11 protein-coding genes are annotated in these 12,294 nt (G+C 63.1%); 4 read left to right on the forward strand and 7 right to left on the reverse strand.

Features of this window, described 5'->3' with window-relative positions:
• Positions 1-15: 15 nt before the first annotated feature.
• The gene (locus tag AC0L2C_RS08815; RefSeq protein ID WP_128168176.1) at positions 16-690 is read right to left on the reverse strand and encodes a LuxR C-terminal-related transcriptional regulator; all 675 of its coding nucleotides are present in this window, start codon (positions 688-690) and stop codon (positions 16-18) included.
• A 372-nt stretch (positions 691-1,062) separates the two neighbouring features.
• Between AC0L2C_RS08815 and AC0L2C_RS08820 the strand changes: the two genes are divergently transcribed.
• Positions 1,063-1,749, forward strand: coding sequence for a N5-glutamine methyltransferase family protein (locus AC0L2C_RS08820; protein ID WP_473523183.1), 687 nt, complete (start codon positions 1,063-1,065; stop codon positions 1,747-1,749).
• 89 nt (positions 1,750-1,838) lie between these two features.
• Here AC0L2C_RS08820 and AC0L2C_RS08825 read toward each other — a convergent pair whose 3' ends face one another.
• Together AC0L2C_RS08825 and AC0L2C_RS08830 are read right to left on the reverse strand one after the other, a co-directional pair.
• Entirely contained in the window at positions 1,839-2,114 is a 276-nt protein-coding gene (locus AC0L2C_RS08825) for a hypothetical protein (RefSeq protein ID WP_473523184.1), read from the reverse strand.
• A gap of 107 nt (positions 2,115-2,221) precedes the next feature.
• Entirely contained in the window at positions 2,222-3,079 is an 858-nt protein-coding gene (locus AC0L2C_RS08830; protein ID WP_473523185.1) for a beta-keto acid cleavage family enzyme, read from the reverse strand.
• Positions 3,080-3,173: 94 nt separating this feature from the next.
• Here AC0L2C_RS08830 and AC0L2C_RS08835 point away from each other — a divergent pair, with 94 nt between their 5' ends.
• Positions 3,174-4,496: an aspartate aminotransferase family protein gene (locus tag AC0L2C_RS08835; RefSeq protein ID WP_473523186.1), complete on the forward strand. Its 1,323-nt coding sequence runs from the start codon at positions 3,174-3,176 to the stop codon at positions 4,494-4,496.
• A 12-nt stretch (positions 4,497-4,508) separates the two neighbouring features.
• Here the strand turns inward: AC0L2C_RS08835 and AC0L2C_RS08840 are convergent, their stop codons facing one another.
• Positions 4,509-5,381: a MurR/RpiR family transcriptional regulator gene (locus AC0L2C_RS08840; protein WP_198032801.1), complete on the reverse strand. Its 873-nt coding sequence runs from the start codon at positions 5,379-5,381 to the stop codon at positions 4,509-4,511.
• Positions 5,382-5,498: 117 nt separating this feature from the next.
• Here AC0L2C_RS08840 and AC0L2C_RS08845 point away from each other — a divergent pair, with 117 nt between their 5' ends.
• Entirely contained in the window at positions 5,499-6,482 is a 984-nt protein-coding gene (locus AC0L2C_RS08845; protein WP_473523187.1) for a TAXI family TRAP transporter solute-binding subunit, read from the forward strand.
• Positions 6,483-6,554: 72 nt separating this feature from the next.
• On the forward strand, positions 6,555-9,158 hold the full coding sequence (locus tag AC0L2C_RS08850; RefSeq protein ID WP_473523188.1) for a TRAP transporter permease: 2,604 nt from the start codon (positions 6,555-6,557) through the stop codon (positions 9,156-9,158).
• A 44-nt stretch (positions 9,159-9,202) separates the two neighbouring features.
• Here AC0L2C_RS08850 and AC0L2C_RS08855 read toward each other — a convergent pair whose 3' ends face one another.
• The 3 genes from AC0L2C_RS08855 to AC0L2C_RS08865 are packed head-to-tail and all read right to left on the reverse strand — an operon-like array spanning position 9,203 to position 12,231.
• Positions 9,203-10,252: an L-idonate 5-dehydrogenase gene (locus AC0L2C_RS08855; protein ID WP_473523189.1), complete on the reverse strand. Its 1,050-nt coding sequence runs from the start codon at positions 10,250-10,252 to the stop codon at positions 9,203-9,205.
• Positions 10,249-11,655, reverse strand: a complete 1,407-nt coding sequence (locus AC0L2C_RS08860) for a TRAP transporter large permease (protein ID WP_091593867.1) — start codon at positions 11,653-11,655, stop codon at positions 10,249-10,251. The genes AC0L2C_RS08855 and AC0L2C_RS08860 overlap by 4 nt, the downstream gene beginning before the upstream one ends.
• Positions 11,656-11,658: 3 nt before the next feature.
• Positions 11,659-12,231, reverse strand: a complete 573-nt coding sequence (locus tag AC0L2C_RS08865; protein WP_091593869.1) for a TRAP transporter small permease — start codon at positions 12,229-12,231, stop codon at positions 11,659-11,661.
• Between the last annotated feature and the right edge of the window lie 63 nt (positions 12,232-12,294).

The following is a 12,294-nucleotide window of genomic DNA, read 5'->3' on the forward strand; positions in this document are numbered from 1 at the left end:
AACGTGGTGCTCTAGTTAATTGATATCCCTCGTTAACCACGTCTTCAGCATAACGGCAGCCTCCGTCCGATTCCGCACCCCAAGCTCACGCAAAACCGCAGCGGCATGGATTTTCGTCGTCGCTTCGGCGATCTCCAGATCGCGCGCGATTTCCTTGTTCGAATACCCTTCCGCCATCAGCTTGAGGACCTCCTTTTGCCTCGAGGTCAGCCTGCCAAGATTGCCGGTGTTGGTGCGTCGCTGCGGGACAGGCTCGGCGGGAGCAGGTACGTGAGTTGTTTGCGCAGCACCGGGGCGCGACAGAAGTGCAGGGACGTAGATGCGGCCCGAGAGGATTTCGTTGACGGCCATGACGACCTCCTCGTCTTTTTGCGACTTTACGATATAGCCGTGGAGACCGATCGACAGAGCCGTGAGTATCTCCGAGCGTGAATCGTTTCCGGAAACGATGGCAAATCGCGTATCCGGATAAGCCGATAGAATGCCGCTGAGCACTTCCTGATTGAACAATCCCGGCATGTTCAGGTCCAGGATCGCAAGATCAACGGACGCCTGCTCGGCCAGCAGACTGAGCGCGGCGTCGAAACACGACGCCTCAAATATCTCCACACCTGGAATGCCTGCGCTCAGAGCCAAGCGCAGGCCACGACGATACAGGCCGTGATCGTCGGCGATGACGATTCGATACATTGAACTACCCCAACGAAACCTGAATGGATTGAACGGTCACCGGCCTTTGGAGTCGCGGCCAATCACTCGTCAATTCACCAGTCAACGCCAGCGGTGCCCCAACACCGCAAGCCCAGCTTGCTAATATAATCCTAAAAGGCGGGTAAGGCTCCTCTTTTTTTGAACCCTGTCGACGGGAGCCGCTGAGCACGTCGAATCTTCCGTTCCTATCCTCCAGGACCATGTGCCAACGCCTTTGAGACGATGCCGATAACTCGCGATCGCAAATGCCCATGGCGAGGCGTGTTTTTCGATTGTCGATCGGCAACTTAGTGATTTAACTTCCACTCAATTGTCGGGCACTGCGACCGGCAAGACAGGGAGGGAGCTGTCGTGAGCGAAGAGATCAGTGTCGCCGAAGCCTACCGCAAAGGCCGCACCATCTTCATGGGGCTGGAGTTGCTCATCGCGCCCGGTGCGCTCGTTCCCCGGCCGGAGACGGAGTTGCTCGGCATGACAGCACTTGATGTTCTGCGGCAAATGAACCTGTCGGCGCCGCGGGTTGTCGACATGTGCTGCGGGGCCGGCAATCTGGCCTGCGCCATCGCGCATTACGCCCCTGCCGCGCAAGTCTGGGCGAGCGATCTCACCGATGGATGCGTCGAGGTCGCGCGCCGCAACGTCGCCCATCACGACATGGCAGATCGCGTGTCGGTGCTGAGGGGTGACTTGTTCAGTGCTTTCTCGGGTTTGCAGCTTGATGACACGATCGACGTGATCACCTGCAACCCGCCTTACATTTCGGAAAAGCGGCTCGAGGGCGACCGCGCGCATCTGACCGAGCTCGAGCCGCGTGAAGCGTTTGCAGCCGGCCCCTACGGCCTGAGCATCCATATGCGGGTGATCAAGGACGCGCCGCGCTACTTGCGGCGCGGAGGCATCCTGCTCTTCGAGGTCGGTCTCGGCCAGGACCGGCAGGTCATGCGTTTGCTGGAGCGCTCCAAGTCCTTCGAGGGGATCCGGGCGGTCACGAACCAAGCCGGCGAGGGAAGGGTGGTTGTGGGACACACCAGGCCGTGAGCGTCAGCCATGCCGCAACTGCTCGCTTGGCTCAATTCGCGGTGTTCACGCCACCTTTCTTGCTTTTTGCTGGAGCGCGCCAGAACCGCTTACTCGCGTCCCTGATCGGCTTTTTGGGCTTTTCTTGATCTATTCGGTGCTATTGCAAGCCCGCTGTTGTCTGGGTTTGCGTCGGAGACAAAGCTGTATGCAAAGATGTGTCCCCGGTTCTCGTCGGTCACTCGGATCCAATCCTTTTCCCACCTTCGCAGCGTAACATGTCGATCTGTCGACATGGCGGCGGCTTTGAAGGGGCTCGGCGCGTTGATGACACGCACCGTAATCACGTCATCGCCCTCCATTTGTTCGACGAGGTACGTCTGCATAAAGGCCTCCCCACTGCAACCTTAACGTCAGCCAAAAAGTTCGGTTGCAGCGTAGCAAAGAGATTTTGGACAAATGTGACGGACCGAAGAGGCGTGTGGGCCGAGGGTTAGCCCTGGATCGACCAACCGGCGCGCAGATCGTTGGCTTGGGCGATCCTGACGCCGCAACCAGTCAGAGCGCCTTTGGTCGCTGTTACGAGCGCGGCATTGTCCTTGGCAGTCGTGCCGTCGGCCAGGGTAAAATTGTTCTCGAAGCCGACGCGGGCATGACCGCCCAGCAGCGCACCGGCCGTAACGCAATCGGTTTCCTGCCGACCGAAGGCGCAGACCATCCAGTGCGCGAAGCGCGGGCGGTCCTGCGCAAGGAAGGGCAGCAGATCGGCCGGTCGCGAAAACTGTCCCGGCGTGTAGCGGCCGAGCACATAGAGCACCGGGATGTCGTTGAAAGGCACCAGCCCGCGCTGCTGCATGGCGGCCAGGGCCGACGCCTCTTCGGGCGTGTAAAGGATGATCTGAGGGGCGATCCGCTCGCTCTTCAACCACGCCAGGAACTGCGCGAAATCGGTCTCATGGGCAGCGTCCGGCACCAGTTCACGCAGCGCCAGCGAAACCGCCTCAGGGCGGGCAGCGCGCACCACCGCCATCTGCTCGGCCGGCTGGTAGCGGCCGATCGCTTCGCTGGTGATCTGGATGATCAGCCGCTCGCCCACCGCATCACGTATCGCTTTCGTCGTCTCACGATAGGCGTGCGCGTCGAGCAAATGGCGGCCGTCGCGGTCGCGGACATGGGTATGGATCATGGCGGCGCCGGCCTCGAGGCAGGCGGCGGCAGTCCGGGCCAATTCCCAGGGGCCGATCGGCAGGGCAGGGTGGTCTTGCTTGCCACGCCGTCCACCATTCGGCGCAACGGCGATTGCCGTCGGTGCGATAAGTCCGGAGCCGGTCGCGTCCCTGTTGGCGGTCATAAGCTCAGTCCAATTGTTTCAGTATTGCGCAGTGTGTAACATATGTTGCATGATAGGTTCGCTGCAAATCGCGCCATCGTCAATCGGGGAAGGCATGACACACATCCTGCACCGCCAGATCCATGTGAGCCTGCCCGTCGCGGCGGGCGGCAAGGGCATCGAACTGTTCGACCGCGATGGCCGCGCCTATATCGATGCGTCAGGCGGTGCGGCGGTTTCCTGCCTCGGCCACGGCAATCCCGAGGTGACGGCCGCGCTCCATGCGCAGGCCGACAAGCTCGCCTATGCCCACACCAGCTTCTTCACCAATGAGCCGGCCGAGACATTGGCCGACAAGCTCGTCGCCGGCGCGCCACAAGGTATCAGCCACGCCTACTTCGTGTCCGGCGGCTCCGAAGCGGTGGAGGCGGCGCTCAAGATGGCCCGGCAGTTTTTCGTCGAGACCGGCAGGCCAGAACGGCGAAACGTCATCGCCCGCCGCCAGAGCTATCACGGCAACACGCTCGGCGCACTCGCTGCCGGGGGCAATCAGTGGCGCCGCGCCCAATTCCGCCCTTTGCTGATCGACACGCATCACATCGACCCATGCTATGCCTACCGCTACCAGAAAGCCGGTGAGAGCGAGGCGGCCTACGGACTGCGCGCCGCCCAGGCGCTCGAGGATAAAATTCTCGAACTCGGTCCGGACACTGTCATGGCCTTCGTCGCGGAACCTGTGGTCGGCGCGACAGCAGGAGCTGTGCCCGCGGTTCCCGGCTATTTCAGGCGCGTTCGCGAAATCTGCGACCGCTACGGTGTGCTCCTCATCCTCGATGAGGTGATGTGCGGCATGGGCCGCACCGGGACGCTGCACGCCTGCGAGCAGGACGGTGTCGCGCCCGACCTGATGACGATCGCCAAAGGCCTCGGCGGCGGCTACCAGCCCATCGGTGCGGTGCTGCTTTCGCGCCGCATCTTCGACGCTTTCGCCGAAGGCTCCGGCTTCTTCCAGCACGGCCACACCTATATGTGCCATCCGATGGCCTGCGCGGCGGCGCTCGCCGTCCAGGAGGTGATCGCTCGCGACGATCTGCTTGCCAATGTCCGGGCGATGGGAGCGCATCTTTCGCGGCGACTGGGCGAACGATTCGGCAACCATGCCCATATCGGCGACATTCGCGGCCGTGGCCTTTTCATGGGTGTAGAACTCGTCGAGGATCGCTCGACCAAGGCGCCCTTCGAACCGAAGCGGAAGCTCAATGCGAAGATCAAGCGCGAGGCGATGGCGCGCGGACTGCTGGTCTATCCCGCAGGGGGCACGATCGACGGCGTGCGCGGCGATCATGTGCTGCTGGCGCCGCCCTTCATCATAGACGCCGCTGCAATCGACGCGGTTGTTGAACGGCTCGGCGACGCGATAGACGCTGCAGTGGCATAGCGCCAGCGCTCTTCATTCCGGCAGATAGGCCCCGAACGCCTGTAACTCCAGTTCCGTCTCCCTGACACGAGCCGCGGCTGCCGGCCCGCTGCGCGCCAGCATCGTTGCGGCCAGCGCTTCCACGATAGCCATGGCTGCGGCTACCGACGGGAAGAAGGACGGGCTGTCGGTAGAGAATCGCAAGACAACCTGCGCATGCCGCGCGATCGGAGCAGCCATGCTGTCGACGATCGCGACAATCGGAACGCTGTGTCGTTGCGCAGCCTCCACCACGGGCCCGAGTTCACGCGAATAGGGCGAAAAGCCGATCGCGACGACCGCTTCCTTCTTTCCAAGCGCTGCGAGTTCCGCCTCGATCGCACCGCCGTCGCCGCCGAGCAGCGTGATCTCGCGCCGAAACATCCGGCAGAGATAGACAAGCGCGTGGGCGGGCGCGCGGCAGCTTCGGAACCCGGCGACACGTATGCGCTGAGCCTTCTCCAGTATCGCGCAGGCCCTTGCGATTTCTTCGCTGCCGTTGACGGCTTCGGCCGTCGCCAGATTGGCCACCGTCGTCCTCAGCGATTCGGCGAAGATCGTCTCCGACCTGCGCCTGACAAGCGCATCGGCCCTTGCCGCGAAAGGCGCCTTGCCGGAGCGCAGCCGGTCTTCGAACGGCTTGCGCAGCGCCGCCCAGTCGCCAAAACCCAGTCGCCGCGCCAGTCGCACGAAGGTCGTCGGTGTCACCTCTGATCTCGAGGCCAGCACCCGCATGGACACCAGCGCCACCTCGTCGGGATGATCGACCAGGAAACGCGCCGCCTTGCGCAGTTCCGAGCTCAATTTTGGGAGTTCGGTCAGTATGCGCGCCAAAAGCGCGTCGAAACCCATCTCCCGACTGTCCATTGTAACAAGCATTTCCCTTGATTGATAAAGCGCAACAATCGTAGCATGCATCGACGTGCCTTGACACCAAAACACCGGACGGCCGCGACGGCACGCAAAGTACCAAGGGAGAACCAGATGAAACATGCCCGGACTGCACGCCTCGGAGCGCAGATCGCCGCCTTGTCGGCGGCGCTGCTGTTTTCGGCCAGCGCAATGGCGCAGCAGAATTTCGTTACCATCGGGACCGGTGGCGTCACCGGCGTCTATTATGCCGCCGGCGGCGCTATCTGCCGCCTGCTCAACAAGGATCGCAAGACACACGGCATCCGCTGCTCGGTCGAATCGACCGGCGGATCGGCATTCAACGTGAACACGATCAAGGAAGGCGAACTCGACTTCGGCATGGCGCAGTCGGACGTCCAGTACAACGCCTACAAGGGGCTGGAATCGTTCAAGGAGGGAGGCCCCCATACCGACCTGCGCGCGGTTTTCTCGATCCATCCGGAGCCGTTCACGGTGCTGGCGCATCCCAATGCCGGCGTGACGAAATTCGAGGACTTCAAGGGCAAGCGTTTCAACGTCGGCAATCCCGGTTCCGGGACGCGCTCCTCCATGGAACGTCTGCTCGGTGCGATGGGTTGGACGTTGGCCGACTTTTCGCTCGCATCGGAGCTGAAGGCCGACGAGCATGGTCCGGCGCTCTGCGACGGCAAGATCGACGGGTTCTTCTACGGCGTCGGCCATCCTTCAGCCAACATCCAGGATCCGACGACAACCTGCGGCGCGAAGCTGGTGCCGCTGACTGGAGAAGTCGTGGACAAGCTGGTCGCAGAAAATCCCTACTACGCCAAGGCGGTGATCCCGGGCGGGCTCTACGCCAACAATCCCAACGATACCGAGACTTTCGGCGTGCTCGCCACGTTGGTCACCTCGGCCAAGGTTCCCGATGAGAGCGTCTACCAACTGACCAGGGCGGTGTTCGAGAACTTCGACGAGTTCAAGTCGCTGCATCCGGCCTTCGCCAATCTCGATCCCGCCAAGATGGTGGCGGAAGGAAATTCCGCGCCACTGCATCCGGGCGCTGAAAAATACTTCAAGGAGAAGGGCTGGTTGAAGTAGGCTTCGTGACCTGACGACGGTCCGGCGGGTCCAGCTGATCCGCCGGGGCCATCCGCAACAGGAGACGACGTCATGAGCGAAGTGAAGGCACAACCCGCCGGCGTCGATCTCGAAGAGCTCGAACAACTTGTCGCGGAGGCCGACACGGGTGGCCGACATCCGGCTGGCACGGTCGGGCGAGTCCTGCTGTGGGTTGCAGTCGCGTGGTCGCTTTTCCAGCTCTGGTACGCTTCGCCTTTGCCGTTCGTGTTCGGTTTCGGCATCCTCAACGACACGGAAGCGCGCGCCATCCATCTTGGCTTTGCGCTGTTCTTGACCTTCCTCGCCTATCCGGCGCTGAGATCCTCGCCCCGCGATCGCGTGCCGCTGCTCGACTGGGTGCTGGCCGTGGTCGGTGGATTTGCCGGCGCCTACCTCTTTCTCTTTTACGTCGTGCTTTCCGGACGGCCGGGCCAGCCGACCACGCTCGATCTGGTGACCGGCACCGTTGGCATCCTGTTGCTGCTCGAGGCGACGCGCCGTGCGCTCGGCCTTCCGATGGTGGTCGTGGCCTGTACCTTCATCTTCTACACCTTTGCCGGCCAGTACATGCCGGACGTGATTCAGCATCGCGGCGCATCGCTCACCAAGTTTCTCAACCATCAATGGCTGACAACCGAAGGCGTCTTCGGCATTGCCCTTGGCGTGTCGACGAGCTTCGTCTTTCTGTTCGTCCTGTTCGGCACGCTTCTGGAAAAGGCAGGCGCCGGCAACTGGATGATGCAGATCTCCATTGCGCTGCTCGGCCATCTGCGCGGCGGCCCGGCGAAAGTCGCGGTGGTCTCGTCGGCCCTCAACGGCGTTGTGTCCGGCTCGTCCGTCTCCAACGTGGTTTCAGGCGGCATCTTCACCATCCCGCTGATGAAGCGCACCGGCCTTTCCGGCGTCAAAGCGGGCGCCATCGAGGCTTCAGCTTCGATCAACGGCCAGATCATGCCGCCGGTGATGGGCGCGGCCGCCTTCCTGATGGTCGAATATGTCGGCATTCCCTATGCGGAGATCGTCAAGCACGCGCTGCTGCCTGCGGTCTTCTCCTATATCGCGCTGCTCTACATGGTTCATCTCGAAGCGATTAAGACGGGCCTGAAGACGATCCCGCAGCGTCCGACGCCGGCAAGAGAACGGATGCTGCGGATGGGACTGGGACTGTCGGGCAGCGTTCTCGCCGTCTGTATCGTCTATTACGGCATCATTGCTATCCAGGCTGTCTTCGGTGGGGCCGCGCCGCCGCTGCTCGCGCTCGCCGGCGTCGCTCTCTACGTCGCCTCGGTCTGGTATTCCTCGCGCTATCCGGACCTCGCACTCGACGATCCGAACGCCCCAATCCTGGAACTGCCGCGCGCCTGGGACGTCACGCGGACCGGGCTCGATTTCCTCATCCCGATCGCCGTGCTTCTGTGGTGCCTGATGGTCGAGCAGATGTCGCCCGGCCTTTCGGCGTTCTGGGCGACCGTTTCAATCCTCGCTATTGTCGCCACCCGCAAGCCGCTGATGGCGCTGTTCCGCAAAGGAAATCTCGCCGCCTCAGTGCGGGCTGCCTGGGACGACCTGATCGACGGGCTGGCGCTCGGCGCCCGCAACATGATCGGCATCGGTATCGCCACCGCCACCGCCGGCATCGTCGTCGGCACGATCACGCTGACCGGTCTCGGCCTGATGATGACGGAACTCGTCGAGTTCATCTCCGGCGGCAATGTCATCCTGATGCTGATCCTCATCGCCGCGATCAGCCTTGTGCTCGGCATGGGCATCCCGACCACCGCAAACTACATTTTGGTCGCCACGCTGATGGCCCCGGTCGTGGTCGATCTCGGCGCGCAGGCCGGATTGCCGATCCCGCTGATCGCGGTCCACCTGTTCGTCTTCTACTTCGGCATCATGGCCGACATCACCCCGCCCGTCGGGCTGGCCGCGTTCGCGGCGGCGGCGATTTCCAAGGAGGATCCGATCGCCACCGGCTTCCAGGGCGCGCTCTATTCGCTGCGCACGGCGATCCTGCCGTTCGTTTTCATCTTCAACCCGGCGATGCTGCTGATCGGGGTCGACACCTGGCCGCAGACGATCTGGGTGGCGACTGTCTCGTTGATCGCCATCCTGCTGTTTTCAGCCGCGACAATGAACTGGTTCGTGACCAAAAGCCGACTTTGGGAAAGTGCGGCGCTGCTGCTCATCTGCTTCACGCTGTTTCGGCCGGACTGGTGGCTCAACCAGGTGTCACCGCCTTACGAGGAGTTGCCGGCAAGCGAGTTCCTGTCGGCGGTGGCGCAGACGCCGGCGGATGGCCGCATCAATTTCGTCGTCGAGGGCGTCGACCTCATGGGCGAAGATGTCCGCAAGACGGTCAACGTGCCGCTTGGCGAACCGGGCGAGCCACTGGAGCGGCTGCGCGGCATCGGCCTTACCATCACGCAAGCGGGCGACGCGCTGATGATCAGCAATGTCGATTTCGGATCCTACGCCAAGCGCATCGGGCTGGATGTCGGGTATGACGTGGTGGCGGTGCTCAGAAAGGCCGACCAGCCCTCGAGCCTCATTCCGATCGGCCTGGCGCTGGCTGCAACCGCCGGCGTCGCCGGGCTGCAGTTTGCGCGGGCGCGCAAGCAGGCCGACAGGAAGGAAACCGGGCCGGCAGGCTGAAACCGGAACGGTTGATACAGTTGGGAGGCGCCGGGAAAAACGCCTCAGTCGGCGGTCAGCACCACCTTGACGCTCTGCGAGCGGTCGGCGGCCAGGGCAAACGCATCGTAGGCCGAGGAGAGGGGGCGTTCGGCGGTCACCAGCTTCAGGACGTCGATATCCCCGCTGACGATGAGGGCGACCGCCTCGTTGAATTCTGCGCCGAAACGAAACGTGCCGTTCAGATTGATTTCCTTGGCCATCACCGCATTGGCGGCCACCGGGATCTGACCACCCGGCAGATTGCCGACCTGAACCACCGTGCCGCCGCGCCGGACGCTGGCGATCGCAGCTGCGAGACCCGCGGCGGTGCCTGAAATCTCGAACACGACATCGATCATCTTGTCGGCCGCGAGCGCCTTGAGCTCGTCGTCGCCGCCGAACAGGTTGATCGTCCTGTTTGCTCCAAGTTTGCTGGCGAAGGCGAGCGGCGCCTCGGCTATGTCGGCGACGGTGAGCTCGCCACAACCCTTGAGCCTGGCGGCGAGCATGGTCAGGAGCCCGATGGGGCCGGCGCCGATCAGGATGACGTTGCGGCCGGCAATGTCGCCGGCCCGCGCCACGGCATGCAGGCTGACGGCGAGCGGTTCGGCGAGCGCCGCCGCCTTGTAGGCGACAGCATGCGGAACCTTGACGCATTGCGCCGGCGTGGCATCGAACACGCTGGCAAAACCGCCTTGCATGTGCGGCGTTTTCGACGCCGAGCCCATGAAATAGATGTTTTCACAGAGATTGGCGCGGCCCTCTGCGCATCGGGCGCATTGTCCGCACCAGCGCGACGGGTTGACCGCCACGCGATCACCGACGGCGAGTCCTGGCGCGTCCGCGTTGATTTCGACGATCTCACCGGCGACCTCGTGGCCGAGCACGAGCGGCGATGTGACGACAAAATCGCCGGTCCGCGCGTGGCGGAAATAGTGCAGGTCGGAACCGCAGATGCCGCCGGCGCCGAAGCGCACGCGCACCATTCCGGGCGCGAGCGGGCCGAGCGGGTGCTCGACGACGCGCAGATCCTCAGGGCCGAACAGCGTCGCGGCGATTGCACGGTCGATCAACGGATCAGCCCCATTTGCGTCGGCAGCCACAGCGAGATGGCGGGGACGAAGGTGATCAGGATCAGCGCGACGATCAACGGCACCAGCCAGGGCAGGATTGCCATGGTCGTACGCTCGACCGACAGCTTGGCGACCCGCGAGAGGACGAACAGCACCATGCCGAGCGGCGGATGAAGCAGACCGATCATCAGATTGAGCGTCATGATCAGACCGAAATGCACAGGGTCGATGCCGTAGAGGACCACGATCGGCAGGAGGATCGGCACGAGGATCGTGATGGCGGCGATCGTGTCGAGAAAACAACCGACTACCAGCATCAGGATGTTGACCAGGATCAGGAACACCCATTTGTTTTCGGTCAGCGATGTGATGAAGACCGAGAACAGCTGCGCCGCCTGGCTGACCGTGAGCAACCAGGCGAAGATCGACGCTGCGGTGACGATGAAAAGGACCGACGCGGTCGTCTCGATCGTATCGAAACTGGCCTTGGCCAAGGCTGCGAGTGTCATCGTGCGATAGCGCACGAGCCCGAGAAACAACGACCAGATGACGGCGGCCATGGCCGCTTCGGTCGGGGTGAACCAGCCCATGGTCATGCCGCCGATCAGGATGATCGGTGTCATCAGCGCCATGACGGCGGAAAAGTCGAAATACCAGTCGCAGGCGATCAGGACGACGAGCACGATGCCAACGGCGATGTTGAGCGACAGTCCCATCTGGACAAGGACATAGACCGCCAGCGGAAAGCAGCACACGACGGCGACCTCGATCGAGGCGGCGGCGAGCCGGTTCAGTTTGAACGGCGTGTCCGAACCCCAGCCCCGGCGGTGGGCGAAGATCGCGACCGTCACCATCATCAGCGCCGTCATGACGACGCCGGGCAGGATGCCGGCCATGAACAGCGCGCCGATCGAGACGTTGGCCATCATGCCGTAGATGACGAAGGGCAGCGACGGCGGGAAGATCGGGCCGAGCGTCGAGGAGGCGGCGGTGACGCCGACCGCCGCCTCGACGGGATAGCCGTGGTCCTTCATCGCCTTGATCTCGATGGTGCCGATGCCGGCGGCATCGGCAAGGGCTGCTCCCGACATGCCGGCGAAGACCACCGATCCGATGATGTTCACCTGCGCTAGGCCGCCCTTCATCCAGCCGACAAGCGCCAGCGCGAAGGAATAGATCCGCCCGGTGACACCGGCGATGTTCATGAGGTTGCCGGCGAAGATGAAGAACGGCACGGCAAGCAGCGGAAAGCTCTCGACACCGGCGATCATGCGCTGCGCGGCGATGATGTCGGGCGCCACGCCATAGAAGACGAGATAGAGCAGCGACGACACCGCCATCGACACAGCGACAGGCACGCCGACCAGCATCAGGACGAGAAAGGCTCCGATCAGAAGCAGCATGGCCTATTCCCCCAATCCGTCGAACGCGGCGGGGCGCTCCAGCGCCGAGTAGCCACGGCGAATGTTGCCGATGAAGACCTGGATGGCGCGCAGCATCATCAGCACGAAACCGGCGAAGACGGCGTAGAAGACGACGTTGCGCGGCAGGTTGATGGTGACCATCCGCTCGCGGTGGACGATCCCGACATAGCGCCAGAGGAGCCAGGACATGTAGGCGAAGAAGCAAATGGTAATCACATTGACCGCGAGCGCCAGGTAGCGCCCGGCCCCAGCGGGGAGATAGTGATAGAGCACGTCGACGTGGATGTGGCGCGTGGTGCGCGTGCACATGACCGAGCCCAGGAAGACCACGACGACGAGGCAGTTGATGGCGATCTCCTCGGTCCAGGCAAAACTGTTGTTCATGACGTAGCGCGTAAAGAACTGCAGGAACACGCAGAACGACATGCCCCAGAACACGGCGAGCGTGACCCAGTCCTCCACCGCGTATCGCGACAGATCGATGGGCGGCGCTTCTTCCTCGAAGGCATGCGCCAGTTCTTCTGGGGTAACCTGGGTGTGGACCTCTTGGGTCATCGGCAAGCTCCGGGCACTGTTGGACAGCGGGCTCGACAGACCCGACGCGCTTGTCGCGCCGGG

Source organism: Mesorhizobium sp. WSM4845, from assembly GCF_055811455.1.

Coding starts and splice junctions, on each gene's coding strand:
- AC0L2C_RS08815 (WP_128168176.1), bottom strand. CDS start 690: ATGTATCGAATCGTCATCGCCGACGATCACGGCCTGTATCGTCGTGGC.
- AC0L2C_RS08840 (WP_198032801.1), bottom strand. CDS start 5,381: ATGGACAGTCGGGAGATGGGTTTCGACGCGCTTTTGGCGCGCATACTG.
- AC0L2C_RS08865 (WP_091593869.1), bottom strand. CDS start 12,231: ATGACCCAAGAGGTCCACACCCAGGTTACCCCAGAAGAACTGGCGCAT.
- AC0L2C_RS08850 (WP_473523188.1), top strand. CDS start 6,555: ATGAGCGAAGTGAAGGCACAACCCGCCGGCGTCGATCTCGAAGAGCTC.
- AC0L2C_RS08845 (WP_473523187.1), top strand. CDS start 5,499: ATGAAACATGCCCGGACTGCACGCCTCGGAGCGCAGATCGCCGCCTTG.
- AC0L2C_RS08835 (WP_473523186.1), top strand. CDS start 3,174: ATGACACACATCCTGCACCGCCAGATCCATGTGAGCCTGCCCGTCGCG.
- AC0L2C_RS08825 (WP_473523184.1), bottom strand. CDS start 2,114: ATGCAGACGTACCTCGTCGAACAAATGGAGGGCGATGACGTGATTACG.
- AC0L2C_RS08860 (WP_091593867.1), bottom strand. CDS start 11,655: ATGCTGCTTCTGATCGGAGCCTTTCTCGTCCTGATGCTGGTCGGCGTG.
- AC0L2C_RS08830 (WP_473523185.1), bottom strand. CDS start 3,079: ATGACCGCCAACAGGGACGCGACCGGCTCCGGACTTATCGCACCGACG.